The organism is Winogradskyella sp. 266wxhm, from assembly GCF_058964685.1.
Window position 1 is genome coordinate 2,223,809 of the sequence record NZ_CM179559.1, and the last position, 21,066, is coordinate 2,244,874.

21 protein-coding genes and 2 pseudogenes are annotated in these 21,066 nt (G+C 38.3%); 22 read left to right on the forward strand and 1 reads right to left on the reverse strand.

Annotated features, from left to right (window positions below; translation table 11 throughout):
- Window positions 1-48 precede the first annotated feature (48 nt).
- From AC2H4K_RS09815 to AC2H4K_RS09865, 11 genes and pseudogenes are all read left to right on the forward strand, one after another.
- Window positions 49-1,263: pseudogene (locus tag AC2H4K_RS09815) on the forward strand (efflux RND transporter periplasmic adaptor subunit).
- 96 nt (window positions 1,264-1,359) lie between these two features.
- Entirely contained in the window at window positions 1,360-1,698 is a 339-nt protein-coding gene (locus tag AC2H4K_RS09820; protein ID WP_008613762.1) for a P-II family nitrogen regulator, read from the forward strand.
- A 15-nt stretch (window positions 1,699-1,713) separates the two neighbouring features.
- Window positions 1,714-2,130 carry a Fur family transcriptional regulator gene (locus tag AC2H4K_RS09825; RefSeq protein ID WP_027885450.1) on the forward strand — a complete coding sequence of 139 codons (417 nt, stop codon included), beginning with the start codon at window positions 1,714-1,716 and terminating at the stop codon, window positions 2,128-2,130.
- 60 nt (window positions 2,131-2,190) lie between these two features.
- On the forward strand, window positions 2,191-2,604 hold the full coding sequence (locus AC2H4K_RS09830; protein ID WP_493742364.1) for a Fur family transcriptional regulator: 414 nt from the start codon (window positions 2,191-2,193) through the stop codon (window positions 2,602-2,604).
- Window positions 2,601-2,960, forward strand: a complete 360-nt coding sequence (locus AC2H4K_RS09835) for a SpoIIAA family protein (protein ID WP_027885449.1) — start codon at window positions 2,601-2,603, stop codon at window positions 2,958-2,960. Before AC2H4K_RS09830 ends, AC2H4K_RS09835 begins: the two co-directional genes overlap by 4 nt.
- A gap of 4 nt (window positions 2,961-2,964) precedes the next feature.
- Window positions 2,965-5,492, forward strand: a pseudogene (locus AC2H4K_RS09840) (heavy metal translocating P-type ATPase).
- 35 nt (window positions 5,493-5,527) lie between these two features.
- Window positions 5,528-5,962 carry a Fur family transcriptional regulator gene (locus tag AC2H4K_RS09845; RefSeq protein ID WP_008613740.1) on the forward strand — a complete coding sequence of 145 codons (435 nt, stop codon included), beginning with the start codon at window positions 5,528-5,530 and terminating at the stop codon, window positions 5,960-5,962.
- An 87-nt stretch (window positions 5,963-6,049) separates the two neighbouring features.
- Window positions 6,050-7,453 carry a dihydrolipoyl dehydrogenase gene (gene lpdA, locus AC2H4K_RS09850; RefSeq protein WP_493742365.1) on the forward strand — a complete coding sequence of 468 codons (1,404 nt, stop codon included), beginning with the start codon at window positions 6,050-6,052 and terminating at the stop codon, window positions 7,451-7,453.
- Window positions 7,454-7,581: 128 nt separating this feature from the next.
- Window positions 7,582-8,013 (forward strand): cytochrome P450 family protein, encoded by a 432-nt coding sequence (locus tag AC2H4K_RS09855; protein WP_027885443.1) that lies wholly within the window; start codon window positions 7,582-7,584, stop codon window positions 8,011-8,013.
- A gap of 85 nt (window positions 8,014-8,098) precedes the next feature.
- Window positions 8,099-8,890 carry a cation diffusion facilitator family transporter gene (locus AC2H4K_RS09860; protein WP_177229164.1) on the forward strand — a complete coding sequence of 264 codons (792 nt, stop codon included), beginning with the start codon at window positions 8,099-8,101 and terminating at the stop codon, window positions 8,888-8,890.
- A gap of 33 nt (window positions 8,891-8,923) precedes the next feature.
- Complete coding sequence (locus tag AC2H4K_RS09865) at window positions 8,924-10,891, forward strand: heavy metal translocating P-type ATPase (RefSeq protein ID WP_493742366.1); 1,968 nt, start codon at window positions 8,924-8,926, stop codon at window positions 10,889-10,891.
- A gap of 135 nt (window positions 10,892-11,026) precedes the next feature.
- Here AC2H4K_RS09865 and AC2H4K_RS09870 read toward each other — a convergent pair whose 3' ends face one another.
- Window positions 11,027-11,476 carry a hypothetical protein gene (locus AC2H4K_RS09870; RefSeq protein WP_009778869.1) on the reverse strand — a complete coding sequence of 150 codons (450 nt, stop codon included), beginning with the start codon at window positions 11,474-11,476 and terminating at the stop codon, window positions 11,027-11,029.
- A 409-nt stretch (window positions 11,477-11,885) separates the two neighbouring features.
- Here AC2H4K_RS09870 and AC2H4K_RS09875 point away from each other — a divergent pair, with 409 nt between their 5' ends.
- The 11 genes from AC2H4K_RS09875 to mobB all read left to right on the forward strand — a co-directional run bounded on the left by AC2H4K_RS09875 (window position 11,886) and on the right by mobB (window position 21,065).
- A complete protein-coding gene (locus tag AC2H4K_RS09875; RefSeq protein WP_114492872.1) occupies window positions 11,886-12,296 on the forward strand; it encodes a protein NO VEIN domain-containing protein in 411 nt (136 codons plus the stop codon).
- A 138-nt stretch (window positions 12,297-12,434) separates the two neighbouring features.
- Entirely contained in the window at window positions 12,435-13,058 is a 624-nt protein-coding gene (locus AC2H4K_RS09880; protein ID WP_493742367.1) for a hypothetical protein, read from the forward strand.
- Window positions 13,059-13,210: 152 nt separating this feature from the next.
- A complete protein-coding gene (locus AC2H4K_RS09885) occupies window positions 13,211-13,978 on the forward strand; it encodes a DUF6577 family protein (RefSeq protein WP_281139051.1) in 768 nt (255 codons plus the stop codon).
- Window positions 13,971-15,074, forward strand: coding sequence for a nucleotidyl transferase AbiEii/AbiGii toxin family protein (locus AC2H4K_RS09890; RefSeq protein WP_281139050.1), 1,104 nt, complete (start codon window positions 13,971-13,973; stop codon window positions 15,072-15,074). Before AC2H4K_RS09885 ends, AC2H4K_RS09890 begins: the two co-directional genes overlap by 8 nt.
- A gap of 10 nt (window positions 15,075-15,084) precedes the next feature.
- Window positions 15,085-16,503: a hypothetical protein gene (locus AC2H4K_RS09895; protein ID WP_281139049.1), complete on the forward strand. Its 1,419-nt coding sequence runs from the start codon at window positions 15,085-15,087 to the stop codon at window positions 16,501-16,503.
- A 1-nt stretch (window position 16,504) separates the two neighbouring features.
- Window positions 16,505-17,416: a hypothetical protein gene (locus AC2H4K_RS09900; protein ID WP_281139048.1), complete on the forward strand. Its 912-nt coding sequence runs from the start codon at window positions 16,505-16,507 to the stop codon at window positions 17,414-17,416.
- A gap of 717 nt (window positions 17,417-18,133) precedes the next feature.
- On the forward strand, window positions 18,134-18,478 hold the full coding sequence (locus AC2H4K_RS09905; protein WP_281139047.1) for a single-stranded DNA-binding protein: 345 nt from the start codon (window positions 18,134-18,136) through the stop codon (window positions 18,476-18,478).
- A gap of 74 nt (window positions 18,479-18,552) precedes the next feature.
- Window positions 18,553-19,002 (forward strand): JAB domain-containing protein, encoded by a 450-nt coding sequence (locus AC2H4K_RS09910; protein ID WP_281139046.1) that lies wholly within the window; start codon window positions 18,553-18,555, stop codon window positions 19,000-19,002.
- 9 nt (window positions 19,003-19,011) lie between these two features.
- The gene (locus AC2H4K_RS09915; protein WP_281139045.1) at window positions 19,012-19,209 is read left to right on the forward strand and encodes a hypothetical protein; all 198 of its coding nucleotides are present in this window, start codon (window positions 19,012-19,014) and stop codon (window positions 19,207-19,209) included.
- Window positions 19,210-19,641: 432 nt separating this feature from the next.
- Window positions 19,642-20,022 carry a BfmA/BtgA family mobilization protein gene (locus tag AC2H4K_RS09920; protein WP_246906060.1) on the forward strand — a complete coding sequence of 127 codons (381 nt, stop codon included), beginning with the start codon at window positions 19,642-19,644 and terminating at the stop codon, window positions 20,020-20,022.
- A gap of 11 nt (window positions 20,023-20,033) precedes the next feature.
- Window positions 20,034-21,065: a MobB family relaxase gene (mobB, locus tag AC2H4K_RS09925; protein WP_281139044.1), complete on the forward strand. Its 1,032-nt coding sequence runs from the start codon at window positions 20,034-20,036 to the stop codon at window positions 21,063-21,065.
- Window position 21,066 lies beyond the last annotated feature (1 nt).

A 21,066-nucleotide genomic window follows, 5' to 3' on the forward strand; every position in this document is an offset into this window, starting at 1 on the left:
AATTAAAATAAGAAAATCGATATGAATACAAGATCAATAAATATTCTAATGCTTGCCTTAACGCTCAGCATATTCTTTGGATGTAAAGAAAATCCTGCGGCAGGGGAAGATGCTTCCAGTGAAACTGCAACTACTAATACCGAAGAAGGTGAAAATCACGGTGAGGAAGGAGATGAAGAAGAAGGAGGGATGCGTTCGGTACATCTTTCAGAAATGAAATTCAATAGTCTGGGGATTAAAGTAGATACCTTGCCTAAAAAAGCTTTGTCCGGTATTGTGGAAGCCAATGGCCAGTTAGAAGTGCCGCCACAATATGAAGCTACCGTTACGGCAATTTTAGGCGGTAATATAACTTCTATAAAGGTTATTGAGGGGGATAATAAGGTAAATAAAGGTCAGGTGTTGGCTTATCTTTCTCACCCAAATTTAACCAGAATGCAGTCTGATTATATTAATGCATATAGTAGGATGCAATTTTTGGAAAAGGAATTTGAAAGACAGAAACGTTTATATGAAGCAGAGGTAGGATCTGGAAAATCTTTTCAACAAACCCAATCAGATTACCAGTCTGTACAAGGTGAAGTGCGGGGGTATGAATCACAGTTACGGCAGTTAAACCTAAATGCTTCCCAGGTTAGAGACGGTGAATTATATGAATATATTCCGGTAGTAAGCCCAATTGGAGGTTATATAGAAAAAGTAAAGGTGCAAATTGGCCAATATGTAAACACAAACCAGTATGTTTATGGTAGTTGATAATGAACATGTGCATGCCGATCTAATGGTTTTTGAAAAAGATATTTATAAGGTGAAAGAAGGCCAAAAGATTGCGTTTACACTGGAATCGGTTCCAGGCAGTAATTTAACCGGGGAAATTTATTCAGTGGGGAAACAATTTGAACAAAACCCCAAAGCGGTACATGTGCATGCAGAAATCGATAATAAAGAAGATTTTCTAATTCCGGGGGGATGTATATAAACGGAAAAATCAGGACCGGTGAAGAAGCTGTTCCTGCCTTACCGGAAGAAGCAATAATTGAAGAAGAAGGAAATCCCTACATCTTTACGGCCCAAAAACACCAGGAAGATGGTGAAACCGAATGGGAATTGAAACCAGTGCAGGTTAGAACGGGAATAAATGAAGATGGTTGGGTTGAAATTAAACTGCTGGAGCCTCTGCCTGAAGGTACGTTGGTTGCCTATAATAATGCCTATTATCTGGTTTCTGAAATGCAGAAAAGCCAGACTTCCCATGGTCATTAAATTAAAAAAATTAGATGGATGGACTCTCTGTTAAATGTTTGTCTTAATTAAAATTCCAGAGGGTTCATCCTTAATACTAAAATTAATATTACAGCAATGAAAGAAATAAAAGCATTTATAAAACCGAAACGAGTTCAAAAAGTGATAGAATCCCTTAGTGAAAGTGGATTCAAAAGTATGACGCTTTCCCAGGGGGAAGGTACCGGGGCTTTTAAAGCAAAAGGCGCATCACCTTCTTTAGATTTCCGTGTAACAGACAGTCCGGTTGTAAAGTTAGAACTGGTATGTCAAAACGAAGAAGCACAATCAGCAATAGATATTATCCTTGAGAATGCAAAAACAACTGAACCCGGTGACGGAATAATTTATCTTTCCGATATTGAAGATGCCTTCCAGATAAAAACCGGGGAATCCATAAAGCGTTACGACCCCTAAATACTTTTATAGCAAATGGAAAAAATAGTAAAAAAGTTGGAAAGCAAAGGCATCCGCCCTACGGCAATGCGCTTGATGACCTATAGACGGCTGGCACAACTGAATGTGGCCGTTAGCTTAGGCGACCTTGGAAAGGATTTCGAAAGCTCGGAAAGGAGTACGCTTTTCCGTACTATGAAGACATTTGAAGAAAAAGGAATCGTGCATCAAATTGAGGATGGCACCGGCATCATTAAATATGCCCTGTGCGAAGACAATTGTGAATGTGAGGTGGGAAACGACCTTCACTTACATTTTCATTGCAATAGTTGCGGGGAAACCGTGTGCCTTACAGAGCACAAAATCCCTCAGATAAACCTGCCCGAAGGCTATGTGGCAGAGGATATCAATCTGGTAGTAAAGGGAATATGTGAGAAATGTAGTGGCGTTTAATTTTATGAGATGACCAAAGCCGAAGAAACACTTAGAAACAACGGGATTAGACCTACCAAAATGAGATTATTTATTTATAAATATCTCAAAAGAAAGTTTTATGCTGTAACATTAAGGGAAATAGAAACGGCTTTCGTTAAAAAAAGTAAACATACACGAGATAGAACAACAATTTATCGGAGTATAAAATTATTTCAAAAGAAAGGGATTATACATCAAATTGATGACGGTACGGCTACCGCAAAATATGCATATTCTGATAAGAATTCGCTGGATCTACACTTACACCTTCACTGTATGAATTGCAGCAAAACCTTCTGTTTGCCCAATAAAGTTCCACAGGAAAATTTACCTGACAAATACGAAATAACCGAAGTAAATTTAGTTTTGAAGGGGGCATGTGTAAAATGCCAAAAAGCAAAGAAGCTAAAATATAACATAGACCAATCTGCTCATAAAAACTTAAAACAATGATACGAATCAAAAATGTCGAAAAAAGCAATTTGATATCCGCTTCAATAAGCGGTAAGATTACTAAAGAGGATATAGAGAAAATCCATCCTTTGATACATAATATTGTCAAAAATGGAAATAAGGTGAATTTCTTTTTTGAACTAGTTAACTTTAAGGGCTACGATCTCAAAGGCTTATGGGAAGATTTAAAAGTTGATACCGCCCATATTTCAGATTATGGAAAGATGGCCTTTGTGGGTGAAAAAGAATGGCAGGAATGGGCTGCTAAAGCCACTGATTTTTTTACAAGCTCGGAAGTTAAATATTTCGACTTTACCGAAAAGGAAGAAGCTAAAAGATGGATATTAAACCAATAGGGATATGAAAAAGCTACAACTAAAAATTCCGGTATTGCTACCTCAGGTGCCAAATGAAAAAGACACTTGTGTGCAAAGGCTCATTGCTGAATTAGAGGCCAAAGAGGGTCTTGAAAAAGTACATATAGTAGATGATCAGGAAGATACGGTGCCGCAACTGTGCTTTCATTATGATCCGGACATTATCTCTATTGACCGAATTCAATCTTTGGCGGAAAATGCCGGGGCAGAAATTACAGAAAAATATGGTCATCTTCTTTTAGAGGTTGAGGGGATTAGACATACAAGGCACGCTCGTTCCATCGAGAAAAGCCTTTTGGCAATCAATGGAGTTTTGGAAGTTTCCGTTTCAGGCTCTGGAATGGTACGACTTGAATTTGATAAAAAGCAAACGAATTTTGATGAAATAAGTAAACAAATTGAAAAAGAATACCTTCAGATTCAGCGGAGTTCTTCAAACGAAAATGATTACACCAAAGCATCCAAAAAACAGGAGCGTTCAAAGAAGGAAGATACTAAAGAACAAACTTCCACAGAGGGGCACGAGCACAAAGAGGGCGAGACCCACGAGGAAGGAGAAGGGCACGCCCACGGTGGGATTTTCGGTAAAAATACGGAGCTTATTTTTTCTATTATCTGCGGCGCCCTTCTCGGGATAGGTTTCGGACTTTCCTATGTTGCATCCATCCCAGATTGGGTCAGTCTTACTTTATACATAGGTGCTTACTTTTTTGGGGGTTACTTTACGGCAAAAGAGGCCATACAGACCGTTGCCAAAGGTGGTTTTGAAATCGATTTTTTAATGTTGGTGGCCGCCATAGGTGCCGCTGTTCTGGGAGAATGGGCCGAAGGTGCACTCTTGCTGTTCCTGTTCAGCCTTGGCCACGCCCTGGAACACTATGCAATGAACAAGGCCCGAAAGTCCATAGCGGCCCTTGCCGATCTCGCACCAAAAACAGCTTTGCTCAAAAAAGATGGCAAAACCGAAGAGGTGGGTATCGAAAAATTGGGTATAGGCGATATTATCGTGGTCAAGCCGAACAGTAAAATATCTGCCGATGGCGTTGTGGTCAACGGAAAAAGCAGTGTCAACCAAGCTCCGATTACCGGGGAAAGTGTACCGGTAGATAAAGTTCCCGTAGAAGATGTTGACAAGGATTATTCGGCGCAAGATGATATCAAGGATGAAAACCGCGTTTTTGCCGGAACGATCAATGGGAACAATACTTTGGAAATTAAAGTGATCAAAGCAGCCAAAGATTCAACGCTTTCCCGATTGGTGAAACTGGTTAACGAGGCCCAGACCCAAAAATCACCTACCCAGTTGCTCACCGATAAATTTGAAAAATATTTTGTGCCGTCCGTCCTTATTTTGGTCGGGATTCTTTTGTTCGCTTTTTTAGTTATTGACGAACCCTTTAGCGCGAGCTTTTACCGGGCAATGGCGGTACTGGTAGCTGCAAGTCCCTGTGCGTTGGCAATCTCGACCCCAAGTGCTGTATTGAGTGGAGTGGCCAGAGCTGCCCGTGGCGGGGTATTAATTAAAGGAGGGCGCCCTCTGGAGGACCTGGGGGTTATTACCGCCCTAGCCTTTGATAAAACCGGAACTCTAACGGAAGGAAAGCCAAAACTTACCCAAGTGGTGCCACTTGGAAATATATCTGAAAACGAACTTCTCAAAATAGCAGTAGCTGTGGAAAGTTTGAGTGATCACCCCCTGGCCAAAGCTGTAGTTCGTGATGGAAAAGAGCGTCTGGAAGGCGAGGATCCCCAAATGCCTCTAATTTGGAGGCAGTTCTGGGTAAAGGGATTAAAGCATCGTTTGGCAATGATAAAATCTATATAGGTAACCTCGACCTGTACGAAGGGCTTGATGAGAGTACACCTTCCGAAAAAATAGCTACGAAAGTGCGTGGTCTTGAAGGTGGTGGAAATACAACAATGCTTATACGAAAAAATGAAGAATATATAGGCATCATTGCATTAATGGATACCCCTCGTGAAGCCGCCAAGGGAACCCTCAAAAAATTAAAAGAAATCGGCATTAAACGAATGATCATGCTTACCGGAGATAACCAGAAGGTAGCAGACGCTGTAGCAGAAGAAATAGGATTGACCGATGCCTGGGGGAGCCTATTGCCGGAAGAAAAAGTGGATGCTATAAAAGAATTAAAAGAAAAGGAATCCAAGGTGGCAATGGTGGGCGATGGCGTTAATGATGCCCCTGCCATGGCAAACAGCACTGTAGGCATAGCTATGGGTGCTGCGGGAAGTGATGTAGCCTTGGAAACGGCGGATATTGCGCTAATGGCCGATAAGTTGGAAACCCTGCCCTTTGCCATAGGCTTAAGCAGGAAGGCAAAGGCGATTATCAGGCAAAACCTTTGGGTTAGCCTTGGTATTGTGGCCCTGCTTATACCTTCAACCATATTCGGCTTGGCAAATATTGGAGTGGCTGTAGTAATCCATGAAGGTTCGACGCTTCTGGTGGTTTTTAATGCGTTAAGGCTTTTGGCTTATAAAAAAGATTAGATCCGGACTTAGACTGTTTTTCGAAAGAATATAAAATGACAAAAACGGAAAAAAAATTATCGTCAAAAGGGATACGTCCCACTGAAATGAGGTTGAAAATTCACAAATACCTCAATAGGAAGACCTATGCAGTAAGTTTAAACGAAATGCAAAAAGTCTTTATCGCTAAAAGCGAAAAAAACAAAACGGCAAACAGAACTACCTTTTATCGAAACCTAAAAACTTTTGAAGATAAAGGGCTAATTCATCAGATTAATGATGGGACAGGAGTGGCAAAATTTGCAATTTCCGATAAAAAGGCCAAAGGTAAATACGGTACAGATTTACATATGCATTTTCATTGTACCGTTTGCGGAAAAACTATTTGCTTGCCGGATAGAATATCGAAACAAAACTTGCCGGACGATTATGAAATAAACGATTTGAACCTGGTATTAAAAGGGGTATGTAAAAATTGTAGTAAAAAATAATAGGTGGGAGTACCTTAAAACTGAACCCTTGCGCCCCTGGTCAGCTTAAGGTTTCCCCCACCTTATTTAATTAAAAAATTTACGAATATGGAAAAATATGATGTAACAATTATAGGCTCTGGCCCTGGCGGGTATGTAAGCGCTATACGTTGCGCCCAATTAGGATTAAAAGTAGCCATTATTGAAAGGTACAGCACGCTTGGCGGCACCTGCCTTAACGTGGGCTGTATCCCGTCAAAAGCCTGGCTTGAAGCCTCTGAGCATTATTACAAACTCAAACATCAATTCGAAAATTTTGGGATTGATGTAAAAGAAGCCAATGTCGATATCAAAAAAATGAACCAAAGGGTTCAGGATGTGGTACAGGAAATCATCAATGGCGTTGGGTATCTGATGAAAAAGAACAAGGTTTCCGTATATGAAGGCCACGGCACCATCAAGGACAAAAACACGATTGAGATTAAGGGCGAAGATAAAACGGAAACCATAGAAACCGATAAAATTATCATTGCCACAGGGTCCAAACCCGCTTCACTGCCCAATATTGAAATCGATAAAAAGCGGATCATCTCTTCTACCGAGGCCCTTGCGCTACAGGAAATTCCCGACCATTTATTGGTCGTTGGTGGAGGCGTTATCGGGGTTGAGATAGGTTCTGTTTTCGCCCGCCTGGGCTCTAAGGTGTCTATTGTGGAATATTTTGATAGCCTCATCGCCACTATGGATGGCGCACTGGGACATCAATTGCATCGTTCCCTAAGAAAACAGGGAATTGAGTTTTATTTGGAACATAAAGTGACCAATGCAACAGCAACGGACAACAAAGTTGAATTGAAAGCGGAAAACCTGTCCGATAAAAAAGAAATGAATTTAGAAGGCGACTATTGCCTTATGGCCATTGGCCGGAAACCGTACACCGCCAATTTAGGCCTTGAAAACATTGGCGTGGAAACCAATGAGAAAGGACAGGTAACGGTAAATGAGAACCTTGAAACCAATGTCAAGGGTGTATATGCCATTGGGGATGTAATCCGAGGGGCAATGCTTGCCCATAAAGCCAGTGAAGAGGGCGTTTTTGTAGCCGAAAGGATAGCAGATCAAAAGCCACATATCAATTATTCGCTTATTCCTAATATTGTTTATACCCAGCCCGAAGTGGCCGGGGTAGGCTTAACCGAAGAAGAATTGAAAGAAGCAGGAAGAAGTATTAAAACAGGCTCTTTTCCTTTTAAGGCCAACGCAAGGGCGAAAATAAGTATGGACACCGACGGCTTCATAAAAGTAATCGCAGATAAAGAAACTGATGAGATATTGGGAGTGCATATGATAGGGCCACGCATTGCAGACAGCTATACCGAAGCGGTGGTAGCGATGGAATTCAGGGCATCTGCCGAAGATGTTGCAAGGATGTCCCACGGGCACCCAACTTTTTCAGAAACCTTTAAAGAGGCCTGTCTGGCAGCCACCGAAGACAGAGCGTTGCATATTTAACGGCCTTAATTTAATTGTAAAATCGGATTAGGCAGTTTTTAATCATTTCATAAGACTTAAATCAGTTTGTATTAAGTTTAAGTTTATGGTCTAAAAAATAAAATAAATATTTTAAAAATGTAAAGAGCATGAGAACTATTCCGAAAGACAAAAACATCGATAGTAGTTTGACGCTACTTCGTGACGGCTATGAATTTATTCAGAAAAAGCGTCAAAAGCTTTGGTCCGATATTTTTAGAACCCGTTTGATGTTAAAGGAAACGATCTGCATGAGTGGAAAAGAAGCCGCGGAGGTTTTCTATGACACTGAAAAGTTTCAGCGAAAAGACGCTGCTCCTAAAAGAGTGCAAAAAACATTATTCCTCCAGAAGGGTGTCCAGACACTGAATAATTCAGCATACAGGCAAAGAAATGAAATGTCTATGTCTTTGATGAAACCGGATAGCCTGCGGGGGTTCCTAAAAATTCAAAAGAGCTACTGGGAAACATACATTGGTAAATGGGAGAAAGATGAAGAGCAAAAGTGCCTTTGCCGGAGTGGTTTCAGGCAGAAGAAGTAAACCTGCTGCTAAAAGGATTTTGTAACAATTGTATCCGGATAAAGGACAACTATTATAACGAATATTAAAAATAAAAAAAGAGATAATGGAGAAAACAACATTTAAGATAACCAAAATGGATTGCCCTTCGGAAGAGCAGATGATCCGGATGAAGTTGGAATCTTATGCTCAAGTGAAATATTTGGATTTTGATATTCCCAACAGGAAATTGGAAGTATATCATGTGGATGGCATTGAAGATATACAAACATCAATAGCCGGTTTAAACCTTGGGGATTCTTTAGAGGGAACCACAGAAGCCGAACCACCCGTAATGGAAGACCAATCCAAACAAAAAAGAATCCTTTGGTGGGTCTTGGGCATCAACTTTGGTTTTTTCGTTATCGAAATGACCACCGGTTGGATTTCTTCTTCGATGGGTCTTGTGGCAGACTCATTAGATATGCTGGCAGATTCCATCGTATATGCATTAAGCCTATTTGCGGTAGGCGGTGCCATTTCAAGAAAAAAGAAGGTTGCGAAATACAGCGGATACTTTCAGATGGCATTGGCAACACTTGGGTTTGCAGAGGTCTTGAGAAGGTTTTTTAGCAATACCGAAACACCCTTGTTTCAATGGATGATTATCGTTTCAATTTTCGCATTGGCAGGTAATTTGATATCGCTCTGGCTCATCAACAAGGCAAAGAGTCAAGAGGCTCATATGCAGGCAAGTGCCATTTTTACATCCAATGATATTATTGTTAATGGTGGTGTTATAGTAGCTGGGGTGCTGGTTTATTTTCTGAATAGTAAATGGCCCGATTTAGTGATTGGCGGCATCGTTTTCACTTTTGTAATGCGCGGTGCATTAAGAATATTGAAATTATCGAAGTAGTTTTTAAAATGATATCAAACTTGATTAGAACATATGAAAAAGAAAAAAATAAACTTACGTGACTTAGAACCAAAAAAACAACAAGGCGAGCACAGTCACGACGATGGCCATAACCATAGCAGCCCTGAAGAAATTTCAAATTTTAGAACCTATCTACCGGCTATTTTCAGCTTTGTGATGTTGATAGCCGGAATCGCTATTGATTACTTTGATGCGTTTCCTTTCTTCAAAGGATGGATTCGCGTAGTATGGTACACGGTAGCCTATATCCCTGTAGGTTTTCCGGTGATAAGAGAAGGCTGGAAAAGTATTAAAAATGGTGATTTTTTTACGGAATTCTTCTTCTTAATGTCCATAGCCACTTTAGGTGCATTTGCCATTGGCGAATATCCCGAAGGTGTTGCCGTAATGCTGTTTTATGCTGTGGGCGAACTCTTCCAAAATGCGGCCGTTAACCGTGCGAAAGGAAATATAAAAGCCTTACTCGATGTAAGACCCAATGAAGCTTTGGTTTATCGTGATGGCGACTTTGTTTCAGTAAATCCCGAGACTGTTGAAATTGGCGAAAAGATACAGGTACGTGTAGGCGAAAAAGTTCCGCTTGATGGTATTCTGCTTTCTGAAAAGGGTTCTTTTAATACTGCTGCCTTGACAGGCGAAAGCAAACCTGATACGATTGCTAAAGGCAATACTGTTTTTGCCGGAAGCATTAATCTTGATGGCGTAATCGAAATCGAGACGACCAAGGAATTCAAGGATAGTTCCATTGCACGAATTCTGGATATGGTGCAGAATGCAACCGCCAAAAAATCAAAGACCGAACTGTTCATTAGAAAATTTGCAAGGATTTATACGCCTATCGTTGTATTCCTTGCCATCGGACTGACGTTTCTACCTTACTTTTTTGTAGATGATTATGTGTTTAGGGATTGGCTCTATCGAGCATTGATATTCCTCGTGATTTCGTGTCCTTGTGCGTTGGTCATCTCTATTCCTCTCGGCTATTTTGGCGGTTTGGGTGCGGCATCGCGCAATGGTATTCTTTTTAAAGGTGCATCCTTTTTAGATGCAATGACCCAAGTAAACACGGTCGTAATGGACAAAACAGGAACCGTTACCAAAGGGGTTTTTAAAATCAAAGAAATCAATTCCATCACATTTGAGGAAGCCGAATTTATGAAATACCTGATGGCAATGGAAGAGCAATCTACCCATCCTATTGCAAAAGCGATTCTCGAATACAAAGCAGACGGTTCGGATTACGAGGCGACCGATGTTTCAGAAGTTGCAGGAAAAGGTTTAAAAGGAACGGTCAATGGTAAAACGGTATTGGTAGGTAATAAAGCTTTGATGACCTCAAATGGCATAGAAGTCCCCTCGGAAACAGATGGTATTGTAGAATCCATCGTAATGGTATCCATTGATGGAAATTTTGCAGGTTATGTAACCATTGCAGATGAACTAAAGGATGATGCGCACCAGGCCATTAAACAAATTCGAGATTCCGGAATTTCAAAAATTATAATGCTATCAGGCGACAAGGACTCTATTACACAGCAAGTTGCAAAAGAGTTAAATATTGATTGGGCGAAAGGTGGATTGTTGCCTGAAGATAAACTCAATGAAGTTGAAGAGCTCAAAAAACAACCCGAAACCAAAGTAGCATTTATTGGCGATGGTATTAACGATGCACCCGTTTTGGCAGCAAGTGGTGTAGGTATTGCGATGGGTGGTTTAGGAAGCGATGTCGCCATCGAAACAGCCGATGTTATCATCCAGACAGACCAACCGAGCAAGATTGCACGAGCGATTAAAATTGGTCGTTCAACGCGACGAATTGTCTGGCAAAATATTGGACTTGCCTTTGGTGTAAAGGTTATTGTACTCATTCTCGGGGCAGGTGGATTAGCGACAATGTGGGAAGCTGTTTTTGCTGATGTGGGCGTTGCTTTCCTTGCTATTCTCAATGCTGTTCGATTGCAGAAGATGAAATGGGATTAAAAATGATATAATTATTTACGGGACAGCAATTAAACAAAAACATTTAGTGTACGTAAACCACTCAGCATATTGCCGCTTCATTCTTAGAAAAGCCCCTACAAAATTCTATAGAGGCTGCTGGACATTCCAATTTTGTTAGTTGCCCTCGCTCAACGAGAAGCTTCCGTCACCATTAAAAGAGCTGAGGCTGATTGTAACCGACCATATGCCAGACGCACCTGCATCAGTCACCCCAGAAAAGGAATCCGGTTCTGAAGCACCATCAAGAGACCTGTTCAATACAGTATTTCCGTCAGCATCCAAAACCAGCATATTAAAAGTGCCTTCGGCTGAGGCGGTTATATCCGAATTATAGTCCGCTGTGGTCAAATTGTTCATCCAGAGGAACGTCCTTGTGGCGCTTCCACCGTTACCTGTGAAGTCACCGTCCACATCACCATTAAAATCGTCACCATCATCAAACAATACAGTTCCGTCGACACTCACCTGAGCCATCGTGTCACTATCATCATCGTCACTACAGCCTACAAAGACCGTGGTAGCGACAATGGTTAAAAGCATAAAATAGAATTTCGTAATTCTCATAATTCATTAAGATTTGGTTATCATATATAAAACAAACATAACGGGAAAAACCCTATCCTTAGTATTTAATTTTTAATCTATAATTTGAATATCCATTCTTGTAAACTGTTTAAAACCCACTCAGCACATTCCCCTACATTCCACGCTCGCCTGCTGAAAAAAGTAGACGACCACTTCATTTCGTGAAATGAGCTTCACCACACAAATCTTGAACACAATTCCCAATTTCAGCTTCTCATTCCGTTAACCCTTCCCGATGGCTCTGGGAAGGAACATTTATCTTGAGTGTAATCGAAGGGCTATATTCCCGTGCCAAAATCGTGAATTAAGTTCGCTTGAAACCCGTCTTATTTTTCACAAAGTCTATTTGTTTTTTAATTCAGTTATATTGTGAGAAATTTTAGCTTAAATGGAAAAACTAACGGAAAATAAAACCATTGAATTACTGATGCCTCATTTGGTTCAACAAGGCTATGAGATAGAGAGTTATTGCTTGGGCCAAACGAGAGGATATGATATTGTAGCTGTTAAGAATGACAAAAAATTATTAATTGAGGTAAAAGGTGCAAAAGCACATAAGGATTCGCCAACAAAGCGACGAGATTATTTCAACTCTGGACAGATTAAAACTCATTTTGGTAAAGCAATTATTAAATGCTTGGAAACCAAAGTTGCGTTCCCAAATGCAAAAATTGCCATTGCGCATCCCGAAGACGAACAAATAAGAAAAGCAATAGCCAGTATTATTCCAGAGCTCAATAAGATAGGTATACAACATTATTGGGTTAATGCTAAGGGAACGGTAACCCTTGAAAAATAGTTGATTTTGAATACAACAATGAATTCCAAATTATCTTCTTTATTGCATTTCTTGAATGAGAACAGATATTATAATAAAAGGGTTCAGTCAAATTCTTATAACCGGTTTTTAGCGCCGTTCGATTCACTCGAAGATAAATTGTATTCAATTCTTCATCACGTAGCGAATACACAAAGCCAACCTAAAATTGACTTACTTGCACCTTTTTTTCAGAAAGTATATTCGAATAAATTACAGCTTCATAGTTTTAAGACATTCATCGATTTTCTAACAGATAAAGAAAATGGTGCCTATAATTATGAATCTATTTACTATGGTATGTTGAGACAAAAAGGATGGGGCAACAAAACATCTGCCTTATTTACCAAAACCATTTATCATTTACATAATGGTAAGTATGGATTTCAAAATTCAATATGGGACGATGCGCCGAAAATCATTGACAAAGAAGAAAAAATCTTCTTACCTGTCGATGCTGTAATTGAAGCAATTTTCCATCGTATTGACCCAACAATTAAATGGAATTTCCATAAAATTAATAAACTGCTACAGCATAATTATTCTTCTGAAGAAATGGAAGTTTGGGACGACCTTTGGTTCTGGGGATTTATAAATCAACGCGGTTCTGGTCTAACAAGAGAATTTGTTTGGAACGAATCCAAATATTGGGCATTACTTGAGACTGAAAAGAATAGTGTTGTGATTGAAGAGATAAAATTGAAATCGTTGCAATTCCTTTCCATATTGAACCCAAAACAGTAATATATGTATTTGCTATTATCATATTCTAAGTTTGTCTGAATTTAGATAGGTTTAATTTCCAATTATTACCACTTAATCTATATAGTGGCAAAAATTTGTTTTCAAATATTCGCCACTTTTTTGTATTTTTGGCAAAGTTTTGATTTTTAACTATGCCAAAGATTATTGAAAATAAACTGATACAAGCTTTCAAAGACCGTAGTTCTTTTGATAGGGATGCGCTATATAACTTCTATCTGGATTTTGAACCGGACCTAAAGGAAAGCACCTTTAGTTGGCGAATCTATGACCTAAAGAAAAAAGATATCATCAAAACCATTGGTCGTGGACTTTATGTTATTTCCTATAAACCTAAATATAAACCTCTTCTATCAGATAGTGTGTTCAAGATAGCCCGTAAAACCAATGAGCGTTTTGAAGACATAAAATATGCCATTTGGGAAACCCAATGGCTCAATGAGTTTTCTCAGCACCAGACGTCAAATCAAATGATTGTTGTTGAAGTAGAAAAAGAATTTGTAGACTCACTCTATTACTACCTAAATGATAATCTAAGAATGGATTTTTTCCTAAATCCAGATGAAAAGGAAATTCAATTCTATATTTCAGAAAGTAACGTGCCAGTTATCATTAAACGTTTGGTGACAAGGGCACCCATTCAAAAAATAAAAAATAAAAAAACGGTAGTGCCCATTGCAACTCTTGAAAAGATTATGGTGGACCTGTTTGCAGATGAAAATCTGCTACATTTTTACCAAGGTTCTGAAATGGTAAACATCTACGAGAAAATAATTGATAGATATAGCATCAATTTTACAAAGTTGTTCAGCTATGCCAAGCGACGCAAAAAAGAACAGGAAATAAAGCAGTTTATAGGCAACAACATTCCAAATTTTTTAGAAGATATTCATTATGATTAACAACAAAAGTTTTGAAAAGGAATGGCTGAATGGCTTCCGTGCAAAAAAGGAACATAAGGGAATCGATGTAACCATTCTGGAAAAAATGGTTCACGCACTATCATTACTCGAACATTTAAAAGTTTCAGGACTCGATTTTGTTTTCAAAGGGGGAACATCACTTGTGCTTTTGCTAAAAGAAGGGAACCGATTTTCTATTGATATCGATATTATTTCGAGCGTTGAGCGTGATAAATTAGAAGAAATTTTGGATGCAGTTGTAGCCAATTCACATTTCAAAAAGCACGTGCTTAATGAGCATAGAAGCTATAAGGAAGGTGTTCCAAAGGCACATTACACCTTTGAGTTCGAGTCGGTATATAATCCAAACGTTCCTGGAACCATTCTATTGGATATCCTTTTTGACAGTCCGCACTATCCAGAACTTATAGAATCGCCCATTGAAACACCTTGGCTTTCCATTGATGGAACTGCTACAACAATTACTACGCCTTCGGTAAACGCTATTTGTGGCGATAAGCTAACAGCTTTTGCACCAGATACCATAGGCATACCATTCTACAAAGGCGACCAGTTATTTGCAATGGAAATCTGCAAGCAATTGTTCGACTTGGGAAAACTTTTTGAAAATATTACTGATGTAGCAATGGTAAAGAAAAGTTTTTCAGCTTTCGCGAAAGCAGAACTATCCTATCGAAGTACGGACAAGGATTTTAGTAAAAGGAAACTCAATGAAAAGGATGTGCTATGGGATTCCATAAATACCTGTGCTATTATGGCAAGACGAGAACGTAACCCAACCGCTGAAAAGAAAAAGAAATTTGCAGATTTAAGCTCTGGCATACGAAGCTTTGGTAGCGCATTTTTAATGACAGGACATTTTAGGATTGAAGAAGCATTGGCAGCTTCGGCCAAAGTAGCCTATTTGAATGCTATTATTCTACAAAAAGAGGATGTTGAAATAGAATATTATGAGAATCAGGATACAAAGGAATTGGTTATTAAAAATCTGGATTGGGCCTTTTTGAACAGATTAAAACGCCAACCCGATAAATCTATATTTTATTATTGGTACAAGGTGGTAGAACTATTGTAAATTAATGTGAATGGAATTAAAGTATATTATAGAAATCTGTGTCGCTATCGACATCGCAATTTTGGGTATAGCATATCCTATTATCGTGGATAAAATATCCAATATAGGCCACAAGTTTTCATCAAACTATCTGGCTAATGCTTTTGAAAATGAATTTCCGCAGACAAAACTTTTTGGGATATTTCCCGGAAGGTCAAGAAGAATAACAGTATTTGAATGGGTTTTGTTCTTTACAATCGGCTCTTTTATATTCTTAATATTAGACCGTGAACCTTTTTTTTGGAAGGATAGTTGGATGATGCAAAACTCAGCAAAACTTCTAACGCTATTCTTAACAGTATTATTGGTTGTTATTTTTATTATTTGGTTAGATAAGGTTTCGCTGTACAATGGCAAGTCCACACGTTTGCTTACCTATATAATTTCCGAATACCGAAAGCTAAAAAAAGATCAAGATGATAAATACCATTTTAAGATTATCAATGAACTTGCAATATTTGCCATTAGGACACAAGATAAAGGTTTAGAAGAAACATTAGTTAATTTCTACACGGAAGAATTCAATAATTACCGTGCTAACTTCATTAGACCAAGAGAGGAAGAAAAACCAGATGGATTTGAAAACTTTAAAGTTGAGTTTAATCACGAGTTTCATTATGGTATTAGGGAAATTATAAGAGAAGTTGCCAAGGGTAGAAATGAAGACTTGCAAAGTCTCGAATATTTTGTTGTAAGTGGCGTATGGTTAATGGGACAAGGTATTTTTGAAACACCCATCTCAAATGACACCTATAAAGAACTTTGGCGCAATGTTGTACTCATATCAAACAATCCCAAATTTGTAGGTAACTATTGGGGTACGGCACATCAATATTTTAATTTTGGATTGCAACGAGTCTATGGCACAGATTACAATTTTGAGACTAAAAAATATGATAACCAGTCGTTAATAGATAAAAGAGACAACGAAAGAAAACGTTTTTTTGAGTTTCACTTGGCATTAGGAGGCTTATTGATATATCAGAAAAACTATGAAGCCCTTAAAACGCTGTTTACATATACACAACACCAGCCACCAAAATATGTTCTGCTGCCTAATAATATGACCGAGATTTTTACGTGGTTCAGTAGCTTTAAAGACGAGTTTGGGAGAGGTTATTATCCTATTGATTTATCATACCCTTTCCCAGGATTGGATAATTTAGGGAACAGAAGGCGTGTTACATTCTACATCTGTCAGTATTTGACATTGCTTTTTTTAAGACAGTTTAAACTGCCAGAACACAATACCTACGATAACTTCACAAGACAACCTACATTACCTCAAGCCGAAGTGTTAGAGTTATTACGCTGGCAAGAATCCATAAATTATTTCAGGTTCTGTTTGAAAAAAGTAATGAAAGATAAAAATCTCTTAAATACAATTTAATATGAAGAAGAAAGAGATGAAAAAGCTAAAGGCGAAATCATCAGAATTTATTGATGTTCTCGAAACATCCATTGAAAAAGCTATTGAAGAAGCCAGATTAAATGCAGATATTGACTATGATAAAGAATGGGGTTTTCTTGTAAATTCTAAAGATGCTATTGTCAAAGCACTGGCAAGATTTGATTGTATCCAAAATTCTGCTGAGAATTTTGATGGGCAACCTACTATTTCCTTCGGTGTAAATGGTATAATGAACTTATTTCAAAAATCTGCATTTACCACTGGAGACATTCCACATCTTAATGCAGACACTATTCTATCGCAGCAGATAGTGTATCAAAACATTAATTATTACATTCCCAACGCATTTTTATCTACTAAGAAAAAACGCTATCTTCTACGTAAAGAGGATTTAATAAAGGGGGTAGAAAAATTGGGTTTTGATGCGGATAGAGATGTTATGGTGGCAATGAATCTAAATATCTACGGGATAGATAACTTTAATAAAATTGAAAATAATATTATTAGGATTCCATCTACTGGACTCAAAAATGTACTGTTCGTTTTACCAAAAGCTGATTTGCCTATTCTAAAACATAATGACCTTGATGTTGATGAACAAAAAGAACACCAACTTGGGATATTAGATGAAGATAGAAAAATCTACGGCTCTTTAATCGATTTAACACAAGATGCTAATTCTAAACACAGAGACAAATGGAAAAATTCGAATATTGATTTTGCTACCGATTTAAAAGTGCAGCTTTCCATCGCTTTTATTACCGAGGTTGTTTGGAAAGCCAACGCCAATGTGGTTCAAATTAATATTGAAAACTCATTAAGGGAACAGGGAATCGTAAACGAACTATCAGATATAGAAGAACTGATACCAAAAAAAGAAGATAAAAATTAAGATTAGAAATCCATACCAATGAATGCAACTGGAAATGCAGGATTTAGTGTTGTTACCCACTCAGCACATTCCCCTACATTCCGTTGCTCTTCATTCCGGAAAAAGAGCTTCGCTACAAATATCTTGGACACAATCCCCAATTTCAGCTATCCATTTCGTTAACCCTTCCCGATGTTCTGGGAAGGAACACTACATTCCTGAGCCAAAATTGTGAATAGAGTCCGCTTCTCATCGGAAAGCCATCATTTCGGTTTTCTTAACAGAATTTACGGTAAGCCCTTCTTGGGTGCTTCCTCGAAAATTCTTAAAAACCGAACGGATGCCTTACACATTTTAAGGGGTTTATAATGGATAAAGCCTGTGTTGTTTTTCGGGTCGTCGAAAAACAGGCACGGCATAACCAATTCTAACTTAACCACAGCTACTTATTTCGCTTAACTGCCGGTACGCTCAAACGCAACTGCGTTTAAAAGAATTGCTAATGCCCTTATGGAACTTGTCAAGACTACACAAGTTTTAGTGAAAAATAAGGTATCTACTTCCTTGAAAATCCAAGGATTTTGCTACGTCGCAAACACACCTGATTTATTCCCTAAAAGTCTTGACAAAACCCACTCTATCCATTGTGCGGTGCACGAAAGAAAAGAACAAACACCCCTTAAAATTTAATCTGTTTTAAATCAATAGGGGAAATATAAATCACTTAAATTTTTTATTATGAGTACTATTAAAAATCACGTACAGTTAATTGGAAACGTTGGACAGGAACCAACCATTACAAACCTTGAAAGCGGTAAGAAAGTAGCCCGTTTTTCACTAGCCACAAATGAGTATTACAAAGACAGCAAAGGCGAGAAGCAAACTGATACCAATTGGCATACAATCGTTGCCTGGGGCAAAACTGCTGAAATAGTAGAAAAATATGTTTCTAAAGGAAAAGAAGTTGGAATATCGGGAAAACTAAAAACCCGAAGTTACACAACTGATGATAATGAACAACGCTATGTTACGGAAGTCATAGCCGATGAAATCCTTTTACTTGGTAGTAAAGGCGATAAGTAAACCTAGAATTAAAGAGGGCGTAACCGTCTAAAGATGCGCCCTCTTTTCATTATTAAAAATTAATACTTAAAACAATGAAAGCACAAGTTAACGAAATAAAGATTAGTTACAAAGGAGGTTTAAAATCTTCTAATTGGCAGAAAATAGGTAATTCACAAGATGCCGCTGAACTGCTTTTTGAAGATTGGGATAAAGATACTATTGGCATACAGGAAACTTTTAAGGTTGTTTTGTTGAATAACAGTAATAAGGTAAAAGGCGTATATCAATTGTCGCAAGGTGGAATTACAGGTACCTTAATAGACCTACGGATTTTGTTTGCGGTCATTTTAAAATCTTTATCTGTAGCCATTATTTTAACACACAATCATCCTAGTGGCAAATTAATGCCGAGTGAAGCGGATAAAACGCTTACAAACAAGATTAAAAATGCATCAAGATTGTTTGATATTACCATTCTTGACCATTTAATAATTGCACCAGATGGCAATTACTATAGTTTTTCTGATAACGGTATTTTATAAAAAAGAGCTATGGTACATCTCAATTTTACAGACTTGAGCGAAGAGGCTCAGAACCGACTTTTAGAAATTTCTAAAAAAGATGTGGAACGACAATTTGGGGATAGTATTCGCAAATACGTAAAGGAAAATTATGGATGTTTTGAAACTATGATTGAGCAAGAAGCAATGCGTAATCTATATACCTATAAATTTGTATTCAATATATAATTGAGTCGATTTTAAAACCCAACACCTCTGCATTTTTAGAGGTGTTTTTTTATACAATTCAAATCAGGTTCAATAAAAAAAATGTATCTTTACCTTGCTGAAATTCAGCATACAAATTAAAGTAAGGTTATCCAATTTTTGACTTTCGCCGATACCCTTACACATCGAAATTAAACATACTGGAAAATCATTTTCCTGAAAAATGGCAATCGGCTTTTTAGCCGGATTGTATGGATTTTTGTCCCGCTCGCGGGACGAAAGGGAATAGCAAGAGGGTAACACGCTTCGCGATGTTTCGGATTCCTTTTCGTTTTTAATTAACTGATAATCAGCTAATTAAATTTATTACAATTTCTTGACAATCAACGATTTGCGACAAACGGGCTGAGAACGCCCATTTTTAGGGAAGATTTTGCGACAAATCGGCGAAATATGGACTCATTTACTGGAATTAGATTTAAAAAGGAAACCGCAAAACGATTCCAAACTTTCTCACGTACTTACTTCAAATCGCACACCGAGGCAATGTCCACGATGCTCGATTTTTTCTTCTACAATGAAATTTCCCCAAAGGAAAAATTAGGACCAACTGGTCGTACTATTGAAGCTAAATTACTCAAAAGAATCAATGCGGTCATTGCCATAATGCGAGACGTAGAAAAGACACAAACCAAACCTACGGTGGCTATGATTCAATCGCTGTTTGAAACGGAAGAACCAACAAAAAAACCGCTGATTGTCGAAAAGAAATATGCTGAAGAAAAGAAGGAAGTGCGCTTTCGTGAAAAACAAAATCCAAGTAATCAACTCTAATTTTGTAAGCTATGTATATTACAATAACCCCTCAAAAACTGGGTAACAATTATTCACAAAGTTCGGCCGATTTTGTCGGGTATTTAGAGAAGGAAAATGAAGGTTTGGAACAACAGGATATAGAACATTTTTTCAATCAATATGGCGATGAGATTTCCGCTGAAGAAGTCGTAAAAGAAATTGATGGAAACACCGCAAAGTTGAAAAAGAAAGAACCCAAGTTTTATTCGATTACTGTCAGTCCTTCAAAATATGAATTGCGAAAACTTCAGAACAACAGCCAAGATTTAAAAACCTACACTCGTGAGCTTATGAAAGATTATGTTGCTAGCTTCTATCGGGAAATTAATGGACGAGCTATCACCATTGATGATATAAAATACTTCGCCAAAATTGAACACCAGCGCATCTTTAAGGGAACGGACAAACAGATAAGAGAAAACCAACCTTTTGCTACAAAAATATTGCAACTCAAAACGGAAATTCGAAATATTCAGGAAGGACGAGCTGAAGGGAATATCAAAAAAATAAAGAAGGAAATTGCCAGATTGGAACGCCAGGTACCACATCAGCAAAATGGAAAACGGATAGTCCAGGGAATGCAAAAAGACGGAAACCAAAGTCATATCCATATTATCGTGAGCAGAAAAGACGCTTCTAACTCGGTTAGCCTTTCCCCAGGCAGTAAGCACAAAGCTTCAGAAGTTGAAATGCACGGTAAGAATGTAAAGCGTGGTTTTGACAGGGATAAATTCTTCGAAAAAGCAGAAAAAACATTTGACAAAACATTTGGCTATAAACGCAACTTTGCCGAGACCTACAAAGCACGAAAGGATTTTGTGAAAAATCCCCAGCTCTACTTTGCTGCCTTGATGAAATTACCCGCCAACGAAAAAGCATTGGCTTTCAAAATGATGACGAAAACGGGTCTGCCAATTGTTCCTAGTATTCCAGTTAGTCAAGCACAAATTGCGCTTCGAGTTTTCAAACGGTTAAGACGTGGCGCTGAAGTGGCCATAAAATCAAGTTCAATAGGAATATAGT